The sequence below is a fragment of the Phenylobacterium sp. genome (assembly GCF_965229015.1).
Classification (GTDB): Bacteria; Pseudomonadota; Alphaproteobacteria; order Caulobacterales; family Caulobacteraceae; genus Phenylobacterium.
In genome coordinates, this window is sequence record NZ_CBDDIM010000001.1 from 2,877,611 (window position 1) to 2,898,618 (window position 21,008).

At 69.7% G+C, this 21,008-nt stretch carries 21 protein-coding genes; 16 read left to right on the forward strand and 5 right to left on the reverse strand.

Features of this window, described 5'->3' with window-relative positions; all coding sequences use genetic code 11:
- Positions 1–29: 29 nt before the first annotated feature.
- Positions 30–911: a D-alanyl-D-alanine carboxypeptidase family protein gene (locus tag ACO06I_RS14510; protein ID WP_421933271.1), complete on the forward strand. Its 882-nt coding sequence runs from the start codon at positions 30–32 to the stop codon at positions 909–911.
- A gap of 53 nt (positions 912–964) precedes the next feature.
- Entirely contained in the window at positions 965–1,747 is a 783-nt protein-coding gene (locus ACO06I_RS14515) for an alpha/beta fold hydrolase (protein WP_421933272.1), read from the forward strand.
- 15 nt (positions 1,748–1,762) lie between these two features.
- On the opposite strand, the gene ACO06I_RS14520 is transcribed toward ACO06I_RS14515, so the two are convergent.
- A complete protein-coding gene (locus ACO06I_RS14520; RefSeq protein ID WP_421933273.1) occupies positions 1,763–2,401 on the reverse strand; it encodes a glutathione S-transferase family protein in 639 nt (212 codons plus the stop codon).
- Between the two features lie 67 nt (positions 2,402–2,468).
- On the opposite strand from ACO06I_RS14520, the gene ACO06I_RS14525 reads away from it, so the two are divergent.
- Positions 2,469–4,118 carry an acyl-CoA dehydrogenase family protein gene (locus tag ACO06I_RS14525; protein ID WP_421933274.1) on the forward strand — a complete coding sequence of 550 codons (1,650 nt, stop codon included), beginning with the start codon at positions 2,469–2,471 and terminating at the stop codon, positions 4,116–4,118.
- A 12-nt stretch (positions 4,119–4,130) separates the two neighbouring features.
- On the opposite strand, the gene ACO06I_RS14530 is transcribed toward ACO06I_RS14525, so the two are convergent.
- Entirely contained in the window at positions 4,131–4,736 is a 606-nt protein-coding gene (locus tag ACO06I_RS14530; RefSeq protein ID WP_421933275.1) for a TetR/AcrR family transcriptional regulator, read from the reverse strand.
- A gap of 114 nt (positions 4,737–4,850) precedes the next feature.
- Entirely contained in the window at positions 4,851–5,459 is a 609-nt protein-coding gene (locus ACO06I_RS14535; protein ID WP_421933276.1) for a TetR/AcrR family transcriptional regulator, read from the reverse strand.
- Positions 5,460–6,014: 555 nt separating this feature from the next.
- Here ACO06I_RS14535 and ACO06I_RS14540 point away from each other — a divergent pair.
- Together ACO06I_RS14540 and ACO06I_RS14545 are read left to right on the forward strand one after the other, a co-directional pair.
- On the forward strand, positions 6,015–6,215 hold the full coding sequence (locus ACO06I_RS14540) for a twin transmembrane helix small protein (RefSeq protein WP_421933277.1): 201 nt from the start codon (positions 6,015–6,017) through the stop codon (positions 6,213–6,215).
- Positions 6,216–6,217: 2 nt separating this feature from the next.
- On the forward strand, positions 6,218–6,790 hold the full coding sequence (locus tag ACO06I_RS14545) for a cob(I)yrinic acid a,c-diamide adenosyltransferase (RefSeq protein WP_421933278.1): 573 nt from the start codon (positions 6,218–6,220) through the stop codon (positions 6,788–6,790).
- Here the strand turns inward: ACO06I_RS14545 and ACO06I_RS14550 are convergent.
- On the reverse strand, positions 6,787–7,056 hold the full coding sequence (locus ACO06I_RS14550) for a hypothetical protein (RefSeq protein WP_421933279.1): 270 nt from the start codon (positions 7,054–7,056) through the stop codon (positions 6,787–6,789). The two genes, ACO06I_RS14545 and ACO06I_RS14550, sit on opposite strands and share 4 nt — an antisense overlap.
- A gap of 151 nt (positions 7,057–7,207) precedes the next feature.
- Here ACO06I_RS14550 and ACO06I_RS14555 point away from each other — a divergent pair, with 151 nt between their 5' ends.
- The 6 genes from ACO06I_RS14555 (at position 7,208) to ACO06I_RS14580 (ending at position 14,125) form a co-directional block, all read left to right on the forward strand.
- Positions 7,208–7,954: an electron transfer flavoprotein subunit beta/FixA family protein gene (locus ACO06I_RS14555; RefSeq protein ID WP_421933280.1), complete on the forward strand. Its 747-nt coding sequence runs from the start codon at positions 7,208–7,210 to the stop codon at positions 7,952–7,954.
- Positions 7,954–8,898 carry an electron transfer flavoprotein subunit alpha/FixB family protein gene (locus ACO06I_RS14560; RefSeq protein WP_421933281.1) on the forward strand — a complete coding sequence of 315 codons (945 nt, stop codon included), beginning with the start codon at positions 7,954–7,956 and terminating at the stop codon, positions 8,896–8,898. The genes ACO06I_RS14555 and ACO06I_RS14560 overlap by 1 nt, the downstream gene beginning before the upstream one ends.
- Positions 8,899–9,126: 228 nt before the next feature.
- Entirely contained in the window at positions 9,127–10,005 is an 879-nt protein-coding gene (locus ACO06I_RS14565; protein ID WP_421933282.1) for a 3-hydroxybutyryl-CoA dehydrogenase, read from the forward strand.
- Between the two features lie 77 nt (positions 10,006–10,082).
- Positions 10,083–11,741, forward strand: coding sequence for a GMC family oxidoreductase (locus ACO06I_RS14570; protein ID WP_421933283.1), 1,659 nt, complete (start codon positions 10,083–10,085; stop codon positions 11,739–11,741).
- A gap of 86 nt (positions 11,742–11,827) precedes the next feature.
- Positions 11,828–13,090 carry an EAL domain-containing protein gene (locus ACO06I_RS14575; RefSeq protein ID WP_421933284.1) on the forward strand — a complete coding sequence of 421 codons (1,263 nt, stop codon included), beginning with the start codon at positions 11,828–11,830 and terminating at the stop codon, positions 13,088–13,090.
- Between the two features lie 177 nt (positions 13,091–13,267).
- Positions 13,268–14,125, forward strand: a complete 858-nt coding sequence (locus ACO06I_RS14580) for a TIGR01459 family HAD-type hydrolase (protein WP_421933285.1) — start codon at positions 13,268–13,270, stop codon at positions 14,123–14,125.
- Positions 14,126–14,131: 6 nt separating this feature from the next.
- Here ACO06I_RS14580 and ACO06I_RS14585 read toward each other — a convergent pair whose 3' ends face one another.
- The gene (locus ACO06I_RS14585; protein ID WP_421933286.1) at positions 14,132–14,608 is read right to left on the reverse strand and encodes a copper resistance protein NlpE N-terminal domain-containing protein; all 477 of its coding nucleotides are present in this window, start codon (positions 14,606–14,608) and stop codon (positions 14,132–14,134) included.
- Positions 14,609–14,717: 109 nt separating this feature from the next.
- On the opposite strand from ACO06I_RS14585, the gene ACO06I_RS14590 reads away from it, so the two are divergent.
- The 5 genes from ACO06I_RS14590 to lspA all read left to right on the forward strand — a co-directional run bounded on the left by ACO06I_RS14590 (position 14,718) and on the right by lspA (position 21,004).
- The gene (locus ACO06I_RS14590; protein WP_421933287.1) at positions 14,718–15,140 is read left to right on the forward strand and encodes a MaoC family dehydratase; all 423 of its coding nucleotides are present in this window, start codon (positions 14,718–14,720) and stop codon (positions 15,138–15,140) included.
- A gap of 5 nt (positions 15,141–15,145) precedes the next feature.
- A complete protein-coding gene (locus ACO06I_RS14595) occupies positions 15,146–16,081 on the forward strand; it encodes a bifunctional riboflavin kinase/FAD synthetase (protein WP_421933288.1) in 936 nt (311 codons plus the stop codon).
- 266 nt (positions 16,082–16,347) lie between these two features.
- Positions 16,348–17,439, forward strand: a complete 1,092-nt coding sequence (locus ACO06I_RS14600; protein ID WP_421933289.1) for a S1C family serine protease — start codon at positions 16,348–16,350, stop codon at positions 17,437–17,439.
- Positions 17,440–17,603: 164 nt separating this feature from the next.
- Complete coding sequence (ileS, locus tag ACO06I_RS14605; RefSeq protein WP_421933290.1) at positions 17,604–20,516, forward strand: isoleucine--tRNA ligase; 2,913 nt, start codon at positions 17,604–17,606, stop codon at positions 20,514–20,516.
- Positions 20,517–20,518: 2 nt separating this feature from the next.
- A complete protein-coding gene (gene lspA / locus ACO06I_RS14610; RefSeq protein WP_421933635.1) occupies positions 20,519–21,004 on the forward strand; it encodes a signal peptidase II in 486 nt (161 codons plus the stop codon).
- Positions 21,005–21,008: the final 4 nt, after the last annotated feature.

Consider the following 21,008-nt stretch of genomic DNA (forward strand, 5'->3'; position numbering starts at 1 on the left):
TCCGGGCTGACCCGCGCACAATGCGGGCCGTGATCTGGAAGCCTCCAACCTCGCGCCGGTTCCGGCGGTGGGCCGGCGCCGCGGCCCTGGGCCTCGCGCTCGGCGGGGCGGGCGCCTGCGCCCAGACCCCCTCCGCGCCGCCGACGCCGGCGGCGTGCCGCGTGCCGGCCTTCGAGGAGGCCGCGCGGATCAACGCGGCCTCGCTCAACACCCTGGTCTGGGCGCCCTTCCGCCGGGCGGAGATCGGTTGGGAGGTCTACGCGCCCCTGGTGGCCCGGGACCTGCGCACGCGCTGCGGCCCCACCACCTCGCGCTTCGCCCAGCTGCTGGCCGGCTATCAGAAGCAGGCGCGGATGAAGGGCACCGGCGAGATGGACGTGGACACCTTCAACCACTTCAAGGGGGTCTGGCAGGAGCGCCGGCCCTTCGTGATGGTCAACGTCAAGGGGATCTGCCCCGACCCGCCGGACCCGGCGACCCTGGCCGTCGCCGCCCCGGCCGAGAGCTATGGCGGCAAGACCATCCCAGCGCGCCCCGGCGCACTGGACGCCTATCGCAGGATGGCCGAGGCGGCGCGGCGGGAGTCGCCGGCCATCCGCGCCGATCCGCGCAACCTGACCATCTTCTCCGGCTTCCGCGCGCCGGACGCCGACGACGTCCGCTGCCTGACCGACGGCAACTGCGACGGTGTGGCGCGGGCCACCTGCTCGGCCCACCGCACCGGCCTGGCCTTCGACCTCTATGTGGGGGAGGCGCCGGGCTTCAAGCCGGACTCCAGCGCCGACCCCAACCGCCTGTTCATGACCAAGACGCCGACCTATGCCTGGCTGCTGGCCAACGCCGGGCGCTACGGCTTCGTGAACTATCCCTTCGAACCCTGGCACTGGGAGTGGATCGGCCAGGCGCCCTAGGTAATGATGGGCGCGAGGCGGCCGCAGAGCCGCGCCGCACACGGAAACGCCTGATGCCCACCTTCACCTCCGACGGCCTGACCCTGGCCTATGACGACAATGTCCCGCCCGGCGGCGGGGAGCGCACCATCGTCCTGGTCCACGGCTTCGCGTCGAACCGGAACGAGGGCTGGAAGCGGACGGGCTGGTACACGGCCTTCGACCGCCGCCGCATCCGCTGCATCGCGCTCGACCAGCGCGGTCATGGGGAGAGCGCGAAGCCGCACGAGGCCGAGGCCTATACCCGCGACAAGCTGGCGGGCGACGTCATCGCCCTGCTGGACCACCTGGGCCTCTCCCGGGTCGACCTGTTCGGTTATTCCATGGGCTCGCGCACCGCGCTGGCGACGGCGCTCAAGGCGCCCGACCGCATCTCGAACCTGATGCTGGGCGGGGTGGGCGGCAAGCTGATCGGCGAACGCGCCCTGCCGGGCGGCAATCCGATGGCCGAGGCAATGCTGGCGGCCGATCCCGAGACCATCAAGGAGCCGATGCTGAAGAGCTTCCGCCAGTTCGCCGACGAGCAGGGGGAGGACCGCCAGGCCCTGGCCGCCATGACCGGGGCGGTGAACCCGGCCTTCGACCGCGACGCCATGGCGATGCTGCCCATGCCGGTGCTGGTGGTGGCCGGCCAGGGGGACACCGGGGCCGGAGACCCCGCCGAGCTGGCGGCGGTGTTCCCGCACGCCCACGGGATCACCGTGCCCGGCTGCGACCACTTCTCGGCCATCCCCCACGCGCTCACCAAGGCCGCGGTGTTCGACTTCCTGGACGGGGAGCTGGACTATCCGTCCTAAGCTAGGCCCTCACCCCTATGCCTTCGCCCTCGGCCCCATGTTGTAGGGGCCGCCCTTGGCGAGCGCGGCCTGGTAGGCCGGGCGGGCCTGGAAGCGTTCCAGCCAGGCGGCGATGTTGGGATAGGTGGCGAGCCGCCCGAAGGCGCCGGTGACCTCGCCGACGAAGCTCATCTGGACGTCGGCGCCGGAGAACTCGGCGCCCATGATCCAGTCCTTGCCGGCCAGCGCCTGGTCCACATAGCCCAGGTGGTTGGCGATCTCGCTCTCCATCCGCGGATGCAAGGGCGCTCCGGCCTCGCCGAGGCGGCCGACATACATGAACAGCATCAGGGGCAGCATGGCCGAGCCCTCTGAATAGTGCATCCACTGCTGGTAATAGTCGTAGGCGGGCGTGGCGGGATCGGGCTGCAGCCGGCCGCCGGCATGGCGGCGGATGATGTAGTCGACGATGGCGCCGCTCTCGATGACGGTCATGTCGCCGTCGGTGACCACCGGGGACTTGCCCAGGGGATGGACCGCCTTCAGCTCGGGCGGGGCCAGACGGGTGACGGCGTCGCGGGCGTAGTGCTTGATCTCGTAGGGGAGCTTGAGCTCCTCCAGCAGCCACAGAATGCGCTGCGAGCGCGAGTCGTTGAGGTGGTGGACGACGATCATGGCGCGCTCCCTGGGTTTTCTCCTCGACCTATAGGGCGACGTAGCGGCCGGCGCCTATAGTTCCTGCATGACCGCGCTGATCCTGCCCCATCTCCCCCAACTCCTGGCCGAGGCCGCCGACCATGCCGAGGCGATCGTCGCCGAGGCCCGGGCCGCCGTCTCCGCCCGCGTGACAGTGGAGGGCCGGCTGGATCGGGCCGCCCTGGACGCCGAGCAGCACGTGGCCCACGGCCTGGCCTGGGCGGCGGCCTATGCCGAGACCCTGCGGCAGACGGCGGCCTGGGCCGGGGCCCTGGCGGCCGACGGCGCCTTCACCGAATCCGAGGCCCTGCCGGCCCAGCTGCTGGCCTTCGAATATCTGAGCCAGCTGGCCGGCGGGATTCCCATGAACCAGGGGGAGACCTTCCGGCTGGCCGACCTGGGGCTGATCGACGACCGGCTGCGCGGGGTGATCGACCGCCTGCGGCCCGGCGCCGGCCAGGCGGTGAAGACCCGCATCGTGGCCTTGCTGGAGACCGCCCGGGGCCGGCCCTCCCTGGAGGCCAGCGGCCTGGACGCCACGCTGGACATGGTCCGCGACCAGTTCCAGGCCTTCGCGGCGGAGAAGATCAGTCCCTTCGCCCACGGCTGGCACCTGCGCGACGAGCTGATCCCCCTGGCGCTGCTGAGGGAGCTCGCCGATCTCGGGGTGTTCGGCCTCACCGTGCCGGAGGCCCATGGCGGATCGGGCCTGGGCAAGATCGCCATGTGCGTGGTCTCCGAGGCCCTGTCGCGGGGCTGGATCGGGACCGGATCCCTGGGCACCCGCTCGGAGATCGCCGCCGAGCTGATCCTGGCCCACGGGACCCCCGACCAGAAGGCCCGCCTGCTGCCGGCCATCGCCTCGGGCGAGATCATCCCCACCGCGGTCTTCACCGAGCCGGAGGCGGGCTCGGACCTGGGCTCCCTGCGCACGCGCGCGGTGCGGGCGGGGGATGTCTGGAGGATCAGCGGCGCCAAGACCTGGATCACCCACGCGGCCCGGGCCGACCTGATGACCCTGCTGGTGCGCACCGACCCGGCCAGCAAGGACCACAGGGGCCTGTCGATGTTCCTGGCGGAGAAGCCGCGCGGGACCGCGTCCGACCCCTTCCCGGCGGCGGGCATGAGCGGCGGCGAGATCGGGGTGATCGGCTATCGCGGCATGAAGGAGTACGAACTGGCCTTCGACGGCTTTGAGGTTCCCCACGCCAACCTGCTGGGGGGCCAGGAGGGTCAGGGCTTTTCCCAGCTGATGGCCACCTTCGAGAGCGCCCGCATCCAGACCGCGGCCCGCGCCATCGGGGTGGGCCAGGCGGCCCTGGACATCGCCCTGGACTACGCCCTGGCGCGGCGCCAGTTCGGCCAGGCCATCGCCGACTTCCCGAGGGTGACCAACAAGCTGGCCATGATGGCCGCCGAACTGCTGGGGGCCCGGCGGCTGGCCTGGTTCGCCGCGCGGGCCAAGGACGAGGGCCGCCGCTGCGACCTGGAGGCGGGCATGGCCAAGCTGGTCGCCGCCCGCATCGCCTGGGCCTGCGCCGACAACGCCGTCCAGATCCATGGCGGGACCGGGTTCGCCGTGGAGCAGCCGGTGAGCCGCCTGCTGGCCGACGCCCGCATCCTCAACATCTTCGAGGGCGCGGGCGAGATTCAGGCCCAGGTGATCGCCCGGCGGCTGCTGGAAGGCGCCAACTAGCGGAGCGCGCGCTCACGGTCGCGGGGCGAAGCCCTGGCAGATCAGGCCGATATGGCGGTCGAAGACGGCGCTCATGGCGTCGGCGTCGGAGCCGTTCCAGGCCGCCAGCCGATAGGTCCAGGCGTAGGAGGCCATCAGGGCGTCGACGGCGATGTCCAGGTCCGTGGCCGGATCGACGTCGCCGCGGGCGATCCCCTCGGCCAGGCAGTCGCGCACCACCTGCATCAGATGGGGATTGCGGCCGAAGGGCCGGGAGCTGGCCTCCAGGGTCCAGTCGTAGGCCGCGGCGATGTGGGCCAGGAACAGCTTCGTGCGCCGGGTCTCGAAGGCGTAGTGGATGGCGAACATCGAGGCCAGGCGGTCGGCGGTGGAGCCCCGCAGATGCGGCACCACGCGATCGAGTTCCGCGTAGAGGGCGTCCAGCCGGTCGGCCATGACCTGGCTGAGGATGTCGCCCTTGGAGGAGAAGGTGGTGAAGACGCTGCCCACCGAGACCCCGGCGACGCGCGCGATCTCGCGGACGGTGGTCTCCTCGTAGCCGCGGCTCTCGAAGAGATCGCGCGCGGCGTCGAGCACGCGTTTACGGGTCGCCTCCTTCTGAGACTGTCTTACGCTCAAATGGTGTCCCCCTAAGGCCACGTCTCACGCGCGGCTTGACCCATGGTTAGGGTGAAACCACGCGGCCGGGCGCCGCCCACAGGAGGGTGCGACAGTACGTCGCACCCACTCGGGTCAGCCGCGGCGGGCGCCGGCGAGGATGACGCGGATCTGATCCTTGGCCTTGGCCTGGAGCGCATCGATGCTCCAGCCCTGGAAGATCGCCTCGGGATAGTTGGCCAGGTAGCAGTCGAACAGCATCTGGGTGCGCAGCTTGACCTCCGCCTCCTGGCTGAGTTCGCCCCGCTCGACGCCCAGGACCAGCTGTTCGTTGATCAGGTCGTGCAGGGCCTGGACCGGAGGCATGTTGCGCAACTCCTGGCCCTGGTCGGGGGACCAGGAGATGGAGAAGGCGGCACGGGCCAGCGGCAGCTGGGTCTTGTAGAAGGCGTAGCCGGCGGCGAAGGCCTTCAGCAGGGCGTCATCCACATTGCGGCCGCGCAGGGCGGCTTCGCGCATGGTCTCGGCCACGTCGGCCATGTCGGCGAGCATGATCTCGCGGAACAGGTCGGACTTGTCGGAGAAGTTGGCGAACACCGCGCCGGTGGACATGCCCGCCGCGGCGGCGATGTCGCGGATGGTGGCGCCCTCATAGCCCTCTTCGGAGAACAGCCGGCGGGCGGCGGCCAGCACCTTGGCGCGGGTCTGCTGCTTGGCCAGGGCGCGGCGGGTGGGCACGCGCATTTCGGCTTCCTGGGCGCCGTGGAGAGTACCGGGAACGTGTTTCATTGAGCGTCCAGCCTCGAAAGGGCCGCCTCCGCGGAGTGTTCGAACCATTGGCGGGACTCGCCGGCGACCTTCTCAAGCTGCCCGGGTTCGAGCCGCGCAAGGCGGCGTCCGTCCCGGGCGGCATCGCGCAGGTCAGCGATGAGCTCGCACATTTCAACTTCAGAATCTGGGCGCGGGGAGGCGCCCGGGTCACTGGCCTGGGGAGGCGGCATGACAGGTGTCCGTTCTCTAACCCGTTCGCCGCGGCGCGTCCAAGCGAAAGGGCGTTATTTGATCAAGTTCATCTAACTCGTTCCGCGATACGAGCAGAGGGCGGGACTTAGCTCATAGGTTGAGGCTGGACTGTGTGGCGCAGCGTCGCACTCGCCATTTCGAGGCCTTTCCCACTGTTGCGGGTCGGAAACACGACGCCGGAGCATACCCCCGATCACTGAGCATGCTCGTGTAACGACGTTTCAACGTGGGATTCGCCGGATGGTTTCATCGGCCGCGCCGCTCTAGATTGGCCGGATGGAACGCGCTTTCGACTTTCTGATTCCCCTCGCCCTGCTGGCGGTGACCGTGACCCTGTTCATCGGGCTCTACGCCCTGTTCCGAGGGGGCGACTTCGGCCGCTCCTATTCGAACAAGCTGATGCGCCTGCGGGTCCTGTTGCAGGCCATCGCCGTGGCCCTGCTGGTGACCGCGGTCTGGTGGCGGCACCGGGGCTAGCCATGGTGACCCTCAACAGGATCTACACGCGGGCCGGCGACAAGGGCGCCACCCGCCTGGCCAGCGGCGCCACGGTGAGCAAGGCCTCGCTGCGGGTGGAGACCTACGGGGCGGTGGACGAGACCAACGCCTGTATCGGCCTGGCCCGGCTGCACACGGCTGGCGGGCCGCTGGACGACATCCTGGCCCGCATCCAGAACGAGCTTTTCGACCTGGGCGCCGACCTCGCCACCCCGGCCAAGCCCGACGAGATCGAGGGGCAGATGTTGCGCATCCTCGATTCGCAGGTGGCGCGGCTGGAGCAGGAGATCGATCACCTCAACGGCGGCCTGCCCGCCCTGACCTCCTTCGTCCTGCCCGGCGGCTCGGCGGCCGCGGCGGCCCTGCACCTGGCGCGCACCGTGGCCCGCCGCGCCGAGCGCGTGGCCGTGGCCCTGATGGAGTCCGGCGAAGATGTCTCCGGCCCGGCCTTCCGCTATCTCAACCGGCTGTCGGACCTGCTGTTCGTCGCCGCCCGCGCGGCCAATGACCAGGGCCGGGCCGACGTCTTCTGGCGCTCGGGCGCCACCCGCTAGGGCGCCGGAACCGTCTCGCCCCGGGCCTTGGCGGCGGCGGCCTTGGCGGCCTTGCGCTGGGCGTCGTTGTCGATCACCCGGCCGGTGATGTCGGAGATCAGCACCGGGTGGGCGCAGGTGCGGCCGCGCCAGTCCCACCAGTCGCCGTTGGATTCACAGCGCTGTCCCGGGATCACCCAGCCCACCTGATAGACGATGACCGCCACGGTGGAGAGGGCGAAGGCGCCCACGAAAATCAACATCAGGCGCTTGATCGTTCGGTTCATGATCTTCGTCTTGGCAGGGGTTTTGAGCGGCCTATCTGGCCGCCCGGACAAAATTGCGGCGCAGTGTGACCCGCGCCCGGCTTGCAATGCGCGTCGGAACCGTTATGCCCCAACCGTTCAATTTTTAGCAATTTGAGGCGTTAGCGAAGCCATGAAGGTGCTCGTCCCCGTGAAGCGGGTGATCGACTACAACGTCAAGGCCCGGGTCAAGCCGGACCAATCCGGTGTGGACCTCGCCAATGTGAAGATGTCCATGAACCCCTTCTGCGAGATCGCGGTCGAAGAAGCCGTGCGCCAGAAGGAAAAGGGCGTCGCCACGGAGGTGGTGGCCGTGTCCATCGGCCCGGCCCAGGCGCAGGAAACCCTGCGCACGGCCCTGGCCATGGGCGCAGACCGCGCGATCCTGATCCAGACCGACCAGGATCCCGAACCCCTGGCCGTCGCCAAGCTGCTCGCGGCGATCATCGCCGAAGAGAGCCCCGACGTGGTGATCATGGGCAAGCAGGCCATCGACGGCGACAACAACGCCACCGGCCAGATGCTGGCGGCCCTTCTCGACTGGCCGCAGGCGACCTTCGCCAACTCCATCGAGCTCAACGCGGGCGACGCCAAGGTGGGCCGTGAGGTCGACGGCGGCATCCAGACCATCGACGTGACCCTGCCGGCGATCATCACCGCCGACCTGCGTCTCAACGAGCCGCGCTACGCCTCGCTGCCCAACATCATGAAGGCCAAGAAGAAGCCGCTGGACGTGAAGGAAGCCGCCTCGCTCGGCGTCGACACCGCCCCGCGCCTCAAGGTCGTCAAGGTCACCGAACCGCCGAAGCGCGGCGGCGGCATCAAGGTGGAAAGCGCCGCCGACCTCGTCGCCAACCTCAAGACCGCGGGGGTGCTCTAATGGCCGTTCTCGTTATCGCCGATCATGACAACGCGTCCCTGAAGGACAGCACCCACAAGACCGTGACCGCGGCGCTCGCGCTGTCGTCCGACGTCGACATCCTGGTGGCCGGGTCCGGCGCCAAGGCCGTCGCCGAGGCCGCCGGCAAGATCGCCGGCGTCCGCAAGGTTCTGCTGGCCGAGAGCGACGCGCTGGGCCAGGGCCTGGCCGAGGCGGTCACCGCCGCGGTCGTTCCGTTGATGGCCGGCTACGACGCCGTCCTGACCCCCGCCACCTCGCAGGGCAAGAACTTCAGCCCCCGCATCGCGGCCAAGCTGGACGTCGCCCAGATCTCGGAAATCGTCGAGGTCGTCGACGGCTCCACCTTCGTGCGCCCGATCTACGCCGGCAACGCGCTGGAGACCGTCCAATCCTCCGACGCCAAGAAGGTGATCACCGTCCGCGCCACCGCCTTCAAGGCGGCCGGTGAAGGCGGCTCGGCCCCGGTCGAGAGCGTCAGCGCCGGCGACGGCGCCCCCAAGACCAAGTTCGTCGATCAGCAACTGGTGAAGTCGGCCCGTCCCGAACTCGCAGGCGCCAAGATCGTCGTCTCCGGGGGTCGGGCCATGGGCTCGGCCGAGGAGTTCCAGCGGGTCATCGACCCCCTGGCCGACAAGCTCGGGGCCGCCATCGGCGCCAGCCGCGCGGCGGTCGATGCGGGCTACGCCCCCAACGACTACCAGGTCGGCCAGACCGGCAAGGTCGTGGCTCCGGAGCTCTATGTCGCCATCGGCATCTCCGGCGCCATCCAGCACCTCGCCGGGATGAAGGACTCCAAGATCATCGTGGCGATCAACAAGGATGCCGACGCGCCGATCTTCCAGGTCGCCGACTTCGGTCTGGTGGCCGACTACAAGACCGCCGTGCCGGAACTGATGGACGCCCTGACCGCCGCCGGGAAGTAACCCCGACCGATCAAGGGCCGATACGACCAGGGGCGGTTCCGCGAGGGACCGCCCTTTTTCGTTGCGCTCCGGCGGGTCCGATCGCGGCGTCCGCGCCACAGTCGCCGGCCCTCCTCGCGCTGCGGCGCAGCAAAAGCCTTGGCGGCGCCGCACATGCCCATGTTAGAAACTCGTCACAAGCGGCGGCGGACAGGGGATACCGCCCCGCATGATCGAGGCTTTGTCGGCATGGTGGATATCAAATCGGTCGGCGTCATCGGCGCTGGTCAGATGGGTTCGGGCATCGCCCACGTGGTCGCCCTGGGCGGCTACGACGTGCTGCTGCACGATGTGAGCGCCGAACGGATCGAGACGGGCCTGGCCCAGATCCGCAAGAACATGACCCGCCAGGTCGGCCGCGGCATCATCACCCAGGAGGCGATGGACGCCGCCATCGCCCGCATCAAGGCCGCGCCGGAGCTGCAGTCCATCGGGGCCACGGACCTGGCCATCGAGGCGGCCACCGAGAACGAAGAGGTCAAGAAGTCGATCTTCAAGGCGCTGACCCCGCACCTCGGGCCCAACACCCTGCTGGCGTCGAACACCTCGTCGATCTCCATCACCCGCCTGGGGGCGGCCTCCGACCGGCCCGGCCGGTTCATCGGCCTGCACTTCATGAACCCTGTGCCGCTGATGAACCTCGTGGAGATCATCCGCGGCATCGCCACCGACGCGCCCACCTACGAGACCGCCGTCAACTTCGCCAAGTCCCTGGGCAAGACCACCGCCAACGCCGAGGACTTCCCGGCCTTCATCGTCAACCGCGTGCTGGTGCCGATGATCAACGAGGCGATCTACACCCTGTACGAGGGCGTCGGCACGGTGGAGGCCATCGACACGGCCATGAAGCTGGGCGCCAACCATCCGATGGGCCCGCTGGAGCTGGGCGACTTCATCGGCCTGGACACCGTCCTGTCGATCATGAACGTCCTCTATGAGGGCCTGGCCGACTCCAAGTACCGGCCCTGCCCCCTGCTGGTGAAATATGTCGAGGCCGGTTGGCTGGGCCGCAAGACCGACCGCGGCTTCTACGACTACCGCGGCGAGGTCCCGGTCCCGACCCGCTAGACCGCATTCCACCGTTTACGGCGGCGCTTCGAACCGACACAACGGGCCCTGCAACCCACCATGCAGGAGCGCCCCCGATGTCCGACACCTCCACCGCGGACTACATCATTGTCGGCGCGGGTTCGGCCGGATGCGTGCTGGCCAACCGCCTGAGCGCGGATGCGGCCAACGCCGTGCTGTTGCTGGAGGCCGGCGGCGACGACCGGCCCACCAAGGAGCCCAGCCAGTTCTTCTCCAACGTGATGATCCACGTGCCGGTGGGCTACGCCCAGACGCTGAAGGATCCCAAGGTCAACTGGCTCTACCCCACCGAGCCCGATCCCGGCACCGGCGGCCGGGTGCACACCTGGCCGCGCGGCAAGGTGCTGGGCGGCTCGTCCTCCATCAACGGCCTGCTCTATATCCGCGGCCAGCAGGCCGACTATGACGGCTGGCGCCAGCTGGGCTGCGAGGGCTGGGGCTGGGACGACGTGGCCCCCTATTTCAAGCGCTCCGAGCACCAGGAACGCGGGGCCAGCGCCCATCACGGCGTGGGCGGCCCGCTCAACGTCTCGGACGTCACCACCAAGCATCCGGTGTCCGACGCCGTGGTGGAGGCCTGCGTCGAGGCCGGCATCCCGCGCAACGAAGACGTCAACGGCGAGGACCAGGAAGGCGTCAGCTACTACCAGCTGACCGTGAAGAACGGGCAGCGCTGCTCGGCGGCGGTGGCCTATCTGCACCCGGCCATGGGCCGCGCGAACCTGAAGGTCGAGACCCACGCGCTCACCACCCGGGTGATCTTCGAGGGCAAGCGGGCGGTGGGGGTGGAGTATCTCCAGAACGGCGTCCGCAAGATCGCCAAGGCCCGGCGCGAGGTGATCCTGGCCGGCGGCGCGATCAATTCGCCGCAACTGCTGCAGCTCTCGGGCGTCGGCCCCGGGGAATTGCTGCGCGACCATGGGATCGAGGTGGTGGCCGATCTGCCCGGCGTCGGCGAGAACCTGCAGGACCACTACGTCATGGCGGTCACCTACCGGCTGAAGGCCGGGACGGTGTCGGTCAACGAGCTGACCAAGGGGCCCCGCTTCCTGGGCGAGATCCTGAAATACGCATTCCAGCGCAAGGGCTTGCTGACCCTTTCGGCGGCGCACGTCGCGGCTTTCTGTAAGTCTCGGCCCGATCTCGCAGGACCGGACATCCAGTTCCACATCCTGCCGGCCTCCCAGAACCTGGAAAAGGCCATGAGCGGCAAGATGGAGCTGGACGGGGCGCCGGGCCTGACCATCGCCCCCTGCCAGGTGCGCCCCGAAAGCCGCGGCACGATCCGCATCAAGTCGGCCGACCCGAGCGTCTATCCCGCCATCGCCCCCAACTACCTCTCCGACCCCCTAGACCAGGAGGTGGCGGTGGCCGGGCTGAAATGGGGCCGCAAGATCGCCGCCCAGCCGGCGCTCGCCCCCTATATCGACCACGAGATGCTCCCGGGCCCGGACTTCAACAACGACGAGGCCCTGCTGGGCTACGCCCGCATGGCCGGCTCGACCATCTATCACCCGGTGGGAACCTGCCAGATGGGCTCGGGGCCGATGGCGGTGGTGGACGCGCAGCTGCGGGTGCGCGGCGTCGAGGGCCTGCGGGTGGTTGACGCCTCGGTGATGCCGCGCCTGGTCTCGGGCAACACCAATGCCCCGACCATCATGATCGCGGAGAAGGCGGCTGACATGCTGCTGGGCAAGGTCGCCGCGTCCAATTAGCGCGAGGCGCTCGCGCAATCGTTAATCTGTTCGACTTGCACCGGCGGCGCATCGGATACTCAGAAGCGATTCGGGCAGGCGGGACCATGCGACGGCTCACATTGGCGCTGCTTTCGGGCGCCTATCTCTGTGTTGCACTGATCTTCGCCCTCCTCCTGTGGCGTAACGGGGGAGGCTGGGCGGCCGGCCTGGCCATGCTCGCGGCTGGGTTCGCCCTTTGCTACACCTTCCACGGCCTGATCATGCACAGCCTGGAGAACGCCGCCCTGCGCCGCGAGCTCGAGACCGTGCGGGAGGCCCAGCGGATCCTGATCGACCAGATGGAGCGCATGGACGCCCGGGTGGTGGAGGTGGTCTCCACCGTCACCGACGACGCTCTGCGCCGCTCCGAGGAGCTGACCGGCGAGGTCCACATGCTGGAGGATCTGGTCCAGCGCATGGGCCAGAGGCTGGAGGAGCGGATGGTCCAGGCCCCGCTGACGGCCCGCCACGCCCCGCAGCACCGCCAGTCCGCCGCCCTGCTGGAGACCATCCGCGAGGCCCTGGCCGAGAACCGCGTCGACCTCTACCTGCAGCCGGTGGTGGGCCTGCCCCAGCGCCGGACGGTGTTCTACGAGAGCTTCTCGCGCCTGCGCGACGCCACCGGCCGGGTGATGATGCCCGCCGAGTACCTGGCCGTGGCCGAGCCCGAGGGCCTGGTCACCTCCATCGACAACCTGCTGCTGTTCCGCTGCGTGCAGATCGTGCGCAGGCTGGCCAAGACCGACAAGAAGATCGGCATCTTCTGCAACATCTCCACCTCCAGCCTGGCCGACGAGAGCTTCTTCCCGCAGTTCCTCGACCTGCTGGCCGCCAACCGCGACCTGGCCGGCGCCCTGATCTTCGAGCTGGGCCAGGCCGCCTTCGACGCCCGCGGCGCCACCGAGGCGCGCAACATGGGCAAGCTGGCCGACCTCGGCTTCCGCTTCAGCCTCGACAAGGTCGTGGACCTCGACCTGGACTTCCAGGACCTGGCCCGATCCGACGTGAAGTTCCTGAAGATCGGGGCCCAGTTCCTGCTGAGCCAGCTGATGGAGACCGACGAGGGCCTGGTGCTGAAGTCCATGCCCGACCTGGCCGCCCAGGACTTCGCGACGCTCACCCGCCGCTACGGGGTGGAGATCATCGCCGAGAAGGTCGAGGAGGAGCGCCAGATCGTCGACATCCTCGAACTCGACATCGCCTATGGCCAGGGCCACCTGTTCGGCGAGCCGCGGCCGATCAAGGACGCCGTCCTGGCCGAGACCGATCCCCCCGCCGAATTCCTGCGCAGCACCATGCGCCGCCGCGCCGGCGGCGGGCGGCACTAGCATAAACACTGGTGTCATCCCGGTTTCCGCGCCAGCGGAAGACCGGGACCCAGAAGCACCGATCCCTCCTGTACGCCCCGCGCCTATGGGTCCCGGACAAGCCCTGCGGGCTTTCCGGGATGACACAGGGTGGTGCGGCATTGACCCGCCGCACCTCGCGCTTTACCGCCCAGGCCCATGACCGCGCTGATCTCCGGACTCTCCGCCCTCGCCGACCGCTACGACGTGATCCTCTCCGACGTCTGGGGGGTGATCCACAATGGGCGCGAAAGCTTCCCGGCCGCCTGTGGGGCCCTGGCCCGCTGGGGCGAGACCAAGGGGCCGGTGGTGCTGATCTCCAACTCCCCGCGGCCCTCGCACTCGGTGATCCCGCAGCTGGACGGCCTGGGGGTCCCCCGCGCGACGTGGCAGGCTTTCGTCACCTCCGGCGACGCCACCCGGGTGCTGCTGGGGGCGCGGGCGCCGGGCCCGGCCTGGACCGTGGGCCCCGACCGCGACGCCCCGCTCTATGACGGCCTGGGCCTCGACTATGCCGACCATGACAAGGCCGCCTTCATCTCGGTGACCGGCCCCTATGACGACGAGGTCGAGGGCCCCGGCGACTACCAGGACCGCTTCGAGGCCTGCGCCAAGCGCGGCCTGACCATGATCTGCGCCAATCCCGACATCGTGGTGCAGCGGGGCGACCGGCTGATCTATTGCGGCGGGGCGCTGGCCCAACTGTATTCCAGTCTGGGGGGCGAGGTGCTGATGGCCGGCAAGCCCTACGCGCCGATCTACGATCTGTGCCTGATCGAGGCGGAGCGCCTGCTGGGCCGGGCGGTGGACCGTTCGCGGGTGCTCTGCATCGGCGACGGCCTGCCCACCGACGTCAAGGGCGCCAACGACCAAGGCCTGGACGTGCTGTTCGTGGCCAGCGGCATCCACGGAGCCGAAACCATCGACGCCGACGGCCTGAACGCCAAGGCGGTGGAGGACCTGCTGGCCGCCGACGGCCTCACCGCCACCTACGCCATCGCCGACCTGGTCTGGTAGCGGGCCCTACTTCACCCGCTTGAGCGTGCTCGGCAGGGCGTCGGGCAGGGGTTTCATGTCGCCGTCCAGGGCCTTCAGCGCCTCATCGTTCCCGACCCGCAGGAAGTGGCGAGCCCCGTTGGGCTTGTCGGGGTCGAGCTCGTAGACCGTGGCGTCCGGGTCGATCGCGTCGCCGCGCAGGGTCCCCCACTTGCCGGTGGTGGTGAAGGGGGCGCCGCGCTCCAGATAGGTCTCCACCAGCCGGTAGGTCCCGTCGCCGGAATAGGGGGCGTCGCGGGTGAGGGTGAGCTCGGTCTTCAGGCCGGGACAGTCGGCGCAGGGCAGGAGGCCCGAGAAGCTCATGGTCAGGGGCTCGGCGGCCGGGGGCGTGCCGGCGGGGGCCGCGGCGGGCGCGGCGGGCGCGGGCGCCGCGGGGGCCTTGGCGGCGGGTGGGGAACAGGCCGCGAGCGCGGTCAGGGCCAAGGCCAGGGCCAGGTTTCTCATCATCGCCTCCCAATCGGACTTGCCAGCCTGCCCCGGACGCCCGATCTCGTCCAGGGCTTCGCTTGAGCGCCCAAGGCGGCTAAGGAAGCCGGGGCTGAAGGAACCGCGCGTGCAGGGACTGTTCTTCGAAGATCTGAGCCTCGGCCAGTCGGCCGAGACCACCAGGGTCGTGACCGCCAATGACGTGGAGGCCTTCGCGGCCGTCTCGGGCGACACCAATCCCGTCCATCTGGACGAGGCCTACGCCAAGACCACCACCTTCCAGACCCGCATCGCCCACGGCATGCTGTCGGGCGCCTATATCTCGGCGGTGATCGGGACGAAGCTGCCGGGCCCCGGGTCCATCTACCTGTCGCAGTCGATGCGCTTCCGCCGCCCGGTGAAGCTGGGGGACGCGGTGGTGACCCGGGTGACGATCCAGGCCCTGGACGAGGCCCGCGGCCACGCGACGCTGGCCACCGTCTGCCAGGTGAACGGCAAGACCGTCGTGGACGGCGAGGCCGTCATCATGGTCCCCCGGAAGGGCGCCTGAACCCCATGCGGATCGTCCATGACTGGAGAGGCCTGGCGGAGGCCGATCGCGGCGCGTCGGTGGCGCTGGGCAATTTCGACGGGGTTCACCGCGGCCACCAGCACGTGATCGCGCTCGCCGCCAAGGCCGCCGGCAAGCTGAAGGCGCCCCTGGCGGTGATCAGCTTCGACCCGCACCCGCGCCGCATCTTCCAGCCCGATGCGCCCGCCTTCCGGCTGATGCAGCCCGACCAGCAGGCCCGCGCCCTCGCGGCCCTGGGGGTGGATATCTCCTACATCCTGCCCTTCGACTGGCCGTTCGCCAGGATGAGCGACCACGAGTTCGTGGCTGAGGTGCTGCACAAGGGCCTGGGCGTCCGCAACGTGGCCGTCGGCTTCGACATCACCTTCGGCTGGGGCCGCACCGGCAGCCCGGAGATCATGGCCCGCTATGGCCAGGAGCTGGGGTTCGGCGTCTCGGTGGCCCAGGAGATCGGCGAGGGTAATTCCAAGTTCTCCTCCACCGCCGTGCGCGAGGCCCTGCGGGACGGCCATCCTGAGATGGCCGCGGCGATCCTCGGCCGGCCCTTCGCCATCGAGGGCATGGTGGAACACGGCCGCCAGCTCGGCCGCACGCTCGGCTATCCCACCGCCAATGTGGCCCTGAGGGACTATGTGCAGCCCCGCTTCGGGGTCTACGCCACCCGCACCCGCCTGCCCGACGGCCGGGAGATCGCCGGGGTGGCCAATATCGGGATCAATCCCACCGTCGACGGGACCATCGCGCCGCGGCTGGAGGTCTGGCTGTTCGACTTCGACGAGGACATCTACGACCAGGTCATCGAGACCGACCTGATCGCCTTCCTGCGCGACGAGGCCAAGTTCGAGAGCATGGACGCCATGACCGCCCAGATCATGGCCGACGCCGCCCGGGCCCGGGCCATGCTGCTGCCGGAGATCTGATCTCTCTCGCCGTTTCAAGGCGCAGGGGGCTTCCGAACAGGCAAGGGTGTCATCCCGGAAAGCGCGCAGCGCTTGTCCGGGACCCAGACGCGCGGGTCGTGCAGGAGAGGTCGGCGCTTCTGGGTCCCGCACTTTCGCGGCTTCGCCGCTGCATGCGGGATGACACGGAGGGGAAGCGCCGCCCAGCCCGCCTCTCCTCCCGCGCGACACCCCTGGACTCCTGGTTAACGGGTGGGGTTTCCTGTCGCCAGGACTGCGAGGGGCCGATGCCGAGCCATATGAAGGGCTTCAAATACGCCGCCTTCGCCGCGGCGCGCCGGCCCCGGCGCAAGCGGCCGCCGTCCTACGCCTTCGCGCCGGGGGCCACCTTCACCTATTCGGAGCTGCCGCCCCAGCCGCCGACCCACCTGGCGACGCCGGGCGGCGACGCGGGTCTGCTGGACGCCTATTCCCACGCGGTGGTGAGCGCCGTGGAGCGGGTAGGCCCCGCCGTGGTCAGCGTCCATCCCTGGCGCAGCCCCGAGGGGCCCGAGGGGGTGGGCTCGGGCGTGGTCATCGCCCCGGACGGCCTGATCCTCACCAACAGCCATGTGGTGCGCGGCTCGACCCTGGCCGAGATCGTCGGCCTCGACGGGCGGGTGTTCCGCGCCCGGCTGATCGGCGACGACCCCGACACCGACCTGGCCCTGCTGCGCATCGAGGGCGGGGTCACCCTGCCCTACGCCAAACTTGGGGACTCCAAGGCCATGCGGCGTGGCCAGCTGGTGATCGCCATCGGCGCGCCCTTGGGGTTCGAGGCCACGGTGACGGCCGGTATCGTCTCGGCCCTGGGCCGCTCGCTGCGGGGCGAGCGGGGGCGGCTGATCGAGGACCTGATCCAGACCGACGCCTCGCTCAATCCCGGCTCCTCGGGCGGGCCCCTGGTCAATTCCGCCGGCGAGGTGGTGGGGATCGCCACCGCGGTGATCTCCGGCGCCCAGGGCCTCTGCTTCGCCGTGGCGGCCAACACCGCGGCCCTGGTGGTAGGCGAGCTGATCAAGCACGGGCGGGTGCGGCGGGGCTCCATCGGGGTCATCGCCCAGCAGGCGCCGATTCCCCGCGACCTGGCCCGCGCCGTGGGCCTGGACCAGCCCTTCGGGGTCTGGATCGCCACCTGCGAGGTGAACGGCCCCGCCGCCCGCGCGGGCCTGCTGCCGGGCGACCTGCTGGTGGCGGCCGAGGGGGCGCCCCTGACCGGCCTGGACGATCTGATGCGGGTGCTGGGGACCGACACCATCGGCCGGCCCATGGCCTTCGAGGTGATACGTCAGGGCCGGCGCCTGACCGTCACCGTCACGCCGCGCGAGCGCCGGCGCTGAACCAAAGGGCTCGCCCCACGCGGCGCCCTCTGCTATTGCCCGCCGCTATGACTCTGGTTCGGACAATGTCGCGAATTACCCGCCCGGCGTGACGCCGCCGGACGAAGCTCCAGCGCGCGCCGGGATCACCCGCACACTCGTTCCGAACCCTGCTGGAAAGCCCCATGGCCGACGACGCTGACAAGCCCGCGCGCGACTATCGCGAAACCGTCTTCCTTCCCGACACCCCCTTCCCGATGCGGGCGGGCCTGCCGGTCAAGGAACCCGAGATCCTGGCCCGCTGGGCCAAGCTCGACCTCTACAACACCATGCGTGCGGAGCGGCAGGCGGCGAAGGCCCCGCTGTTCGTGCTGCACGACGGCCCGCCCTACGCCAACGGCGCCATCCACATCGGCCACGCCCTGCAGAAGACCCTGAAGGACTTCGTGGTCCGCTCGCGGTTCGCCATGGGCTACGACGTCGACTACGTGCCCGGCTGGGACTGCCACGGCCTGCCCATCGAGTGGAAGATCGAGGAGGAACTGCGCGGCCAGGGCCGCCGCAAGGACGAGGTCTCCAAGGCCGAGTTCCGCGAGCGCTGCCGCGCCTACGCCGCCCAGTGGATCGACGTGCAGCGCGAGGGCTTCAAGCGCCTGGGCGTGGTGGGCGACTGGGAGAACCGCTACGCCACCATGGACTATTCGTCGGAAGCCGCCATCGTCGCGGAGTTCCACAAGTTCGTCACCTCCGGCCAGCTCTATCGCGGCTCCAAGCCGGTGATGTGGAGCCCCGTCGAGCGCACGGCCCTGGCCGACGCCGAGGTGGAGTACGCCGACGTCAATTCCCCCACCATCTGGGTGAAGTTCCCCGTTGTGGACGGCAGCGAAGCGGCCCGCGGGGCCAGCATCGTCATCTGGACGACCACGCCCTGGACCATCCCCGCCAACCGGGCGATCAGCTACAACAACGACATCGCCTATGGCGTCTATCTCGTCGAGGCCATGGAGGAGGGGCTGGAGTTCGAGCCCTGGGCCAGGGCCGGCGACAAGCTGATCGTGGCCGACAAGCTGTCGGGCGAGGTCTTCAAGGCCGCCAAGATCGCCGCGACCCGCCGGATCGAGACTTTCGACCCGCAGGGCGTCACCGCCGAGCATCCGCTGGCGGGGCTGGACAGCTACTACCAGTTCGCCGTGCCGCTGCTGGACGGCGACCACGTCACCGACGACGCCGGCACCGGCTTCGTCCACACCGCCCCGGGTCACGGGGCCGACGACTATCTGGTCTGGCTGGCCCACGGCCATCGCGAGATTCCCGAGACCGTCGATCCGGACGGCGCCTATTACGACCACGTGGCCCTGTTCGCGGGGCTGAAGGTGCTGGAGACCGAGGGCAAGAAGGTCGGCAAGTTCGGCCCGGCCAACGCCGCGGTGCAGGACAAGCTGATCGAGGCCGGACGCCTGCTGGCCCGCGGCCGGGTCGAGCACTCCTATCCCCACTCCTGGCGCTCCAAGGCGCCGGTGATCTTCCGCAACACCCCCCAGTGGTTCATCCGCATGGACGAGCCCATCGAGGACAAGGTCCACGACGGCAAGACCCTGCGCGAGACCGCCCTCGACGCCATCGAGGCCACCACCTTCTATCCGGCCGGGGGCAAGAACCGCATCCGCGCCATGGTGGAGAGCCGCCCCGACTGGCTGATCAGCCGTCAGCGCGCGTGGGGCGCGCCGCTCGCCATGTTCGTCGACAAGGAGACCAGCCAGCCCCTGGTGGACGCCGACATCAACCGGCGGATCGTCGACCTGATCGCCGCCGAGGGCGCCGACGCCTGGTTCACCCGGCCGGTGAGCGACTTCCTGGGGGAGCACGATCCCGAGCGCTTCGAGAAGGTCGAGGACATCCTCGACGTCTGGTTCGATTCCGGCTCGACCCACGCCTTCACCCTGGAGAACCGCGAGCACACCCGCTGGCCTGCCGACCTCTATCTCGAGGGCTCCGACCAGCACCGCGGCTGGTTCCAGTCCTCGCTGCTGGAGAGCTCCGGCACCCGGGGCCGCGCGCCCTACGACGCCATCCTCACCCATGGGTTCACCATGGACGAGAACGGCGAGAAGATGAGCAAGTCCAAGGGCAACACCGTCGACCCCGAGGTGGTGATCCGCGAGTCCGGCGCCGAGATCATCCGGCTCTGGGCCTCGATGATCGACTATTCCGACGACAGCCGGATCGGCAAGACCATCCTGGCCACCACCACCGACGCCTATCGCAAGCTGCGCAACACCGTCCGCTATCTGCTGGGCGCCCTGGCCGGCTTCGACGAGAGCGAGCGCGTGGCCCTGGAGGACATGCCGCCCCTGGAGCGCTTCATCCTGCACCGCCTGCACGAGCTGGACGGCCAGGTGCGCGACGCCTACGCGGCCTATCTGTTCCAGGACGTCAGCCGGCCGATCACCGAGTTCTGCCAGGTGGAGCTGTCGCAGCTGTTCTTCGACATCCGCCGCGACGCCCTCTATTGCGACCAGCCCTCGTCCCTGCGCCGCCGGGCCGCCCGCACGGTGATGGACGCGGTGTTCGAGCGCCTGACCATCTGGCTCGCCCCGCTGATCCCCTTCACCATGGAAGAGGCCTGGACCACCCGGTTCCCGGACTCCGCCTCCAACTGCCTGCGGGTCTTCCCCGAGACCCCGGCGGCCTGGGCCAACCCGGCCGAGGCCGAACGCTGGGCCAAGATCCAGTCGGTCACCTCGGTGGTCACCGGCGCCCTGGAGGTCGAACGCCGCGAGAAGCGCATGGGCGCCGCCCTGGAGGCCGCTCCGCGCGTCCACCTGGCCGATCCCGCCCTGATGGCCGCCTTCGAGGGACTGGACGCCGCCGAGCTGTTCCGCACCAGCCAGGCGACGCTGCTGGCCGGCGATGGTCCGGCCAGCGCCTTCCGGCTGCCCGAGACCCCCGGCGTGGCGGTCGAGCCCCTGAAGGCCGAAGGCAAGAAGTGCGCCCGCTCCTGGCGCATCCTGCCGGAGGTGGGATCAGACCCGCGCTATCCGGAACTCTCCCTGCGCGACGCCGAAGCCGTCGCCGCCTGGGACGCTGAAAGGGCTTGAACGTGAAATCCGTCTCCAAGCTCGGCTGGCTGGCCTACGGCCTGGCCGCCACGGTCATCGTGCTGGATCAGATCGCCAAGGCCGCGATCCTCAACCTGCTGGGGACCCAGGCGGGCTCCAGCATGCCGGTGGGCGGGCCCTTCAGCCTGACCCTGGTGTGGAACCAGGGGGTCAGTTTCGGCCTGTTCCGAGCCGAGCACGACCTGGTGCGCTGGCTGCTGGTGGCCTTCTCCCTGATCGTCGCGGTCCTGCTCGGCGGCTGGGCGCGGCGCACCGAGCGCCTGGCCATGGGCCTGGGCCTGGGCCTGGTGATCGGCGGGGCCATCGGCAACGCCATCGACCGCATCCGCTTCGGCGCGGTGGTGGATTTCCTGGACTTCCAGCGCCTGGGTTTCTTCCCCTGGGTGTTCAACGTGGCCGACGCGGCCATCACCGTGGGGGTGGTCTTCCTTTTGCTCGATTCCGCGCGCAAGGAAGCTGCGGCCTGAAAGC

Bases quoted from the DNA above. Each gene is read 5' to 3' on its own strand.
- ACO06I_RS14575 (WP_421933284.1), top strand. From the start codon at position 11,828: ATGCGACGGCTCACATTGGCGCTGCTTTCGGGCGCCTATCTCTGTGTT.
- ACO06I_RS14560 (WP_421933281.1), top strand. From the start codon at position 7,954: ATGGCCGTTCTCGTTATCGCCGATCATGACAACGCGTCCCTGAAGGAC.
- ACO06I_RS14595 (WP_421933288.1), top strand. From the start codon at position 15,146: ATGCGGATCGTCCATGACTGGAGAGGCCTGGCGGAGGCCGATCGCGGC.
- ACO06I_RS14565 (WP_421933282.1), top strand. From the start codon at position 9,127: ATGGTGGATATCAAATCGGTCGGCGTCATCGGCGCTGGTCAGATGGGT.
- ACO06I_RS14520 (WP_421933273.1), bottom strand. From the start codon at position 2,401: ATGATCGTCGTCCACCACCTCAACGACTCGCGCTCGCAGCGCATTCTG.
- ACO06I_RS14535 (WP_421933276.1), bottom strand. From the start codon at position 5,459: ATGCGCGTGCCCACCCGCCGCGCCCTGGCCAAGCAGCAGACCCGCGCC.
- ACO06I_RS14555 (WP_421933280.1), top strand. From the start codon at position 7,208: ATGAAGGTGCTCGTCCCCGTGAAGCGGGTGATCGACTACAACGTCAAG.
- ACO06I_RS14540 (WP_421933277.1), top strand. From the start codon at position 6,015: ATGGAACGCGCTTTCGACTTTCTGATTCCCCTCGCCCTGCTGGCGGTG.
- ACO06I_RS14585 (WP_421933286.1), bottom strand. From the start codon at position 14,608: ATGAGAAACCTGGCCCTGGCCTTGGCCCTGACCGCGCTCGCGGCCTGT.
- ACO06I_RS14525 (WP_421933274.1), top strand. From the start codon at position 2,469: ATGACCGCGCTGATCCTGCCCCATCTCCCCCAACTCCTGGCCGAGGCC.
- ACO06I_RS14580 (WP_421933285.1), top strand. From the start codon at position 13,268: ATGACCGCGCTGATCTCCGGACTCTCCGCCCTCGCCGACCGCTACGAC.
- ileS (WP_421933290.1), top strand. From the start codon at position 17,604: ATGGCCGACGACGCTGACAAGCCCGCGCGCGACTATCGCGAAACCGTC.
- ACO06I_RS14550 (WP_421933279.1), bottom strand. From the start codon at position 7,056: ATGAACCGAACGATCAAGCGCCTGATGTTGATTTTCGTGGGCGCCTTC.
- ACO06I_RS14545 (WP_421933278.1), top strand. From the start codon at position 6,218: ATGGTGACCCTCAACAGGATCTACACGCGGGCCGGCGACAAGGGCGCC.
- ACO06I_RS14600 (WP_421933289.1), top strand. From the start codon at position 16,348: ATGCCGAGCCATATGAAGGGCTTCAAATACGCCGCCTTCGCCGCGGCG.
- ACO06I_RS14515 (WP_421933272.1), top strand. From the start codon at position 965: ATGCCCACCTTCACCTCCGACGGCCTGACCCTGGCCTATGACGACAAT.
- ACO06I_RS14570 (WP_421933283.1), top strand. From the start codon at position 10,083: ATGTCCGACACCTCCACCGCGGACTACATCATTGTCGGCGCGGGTTCG.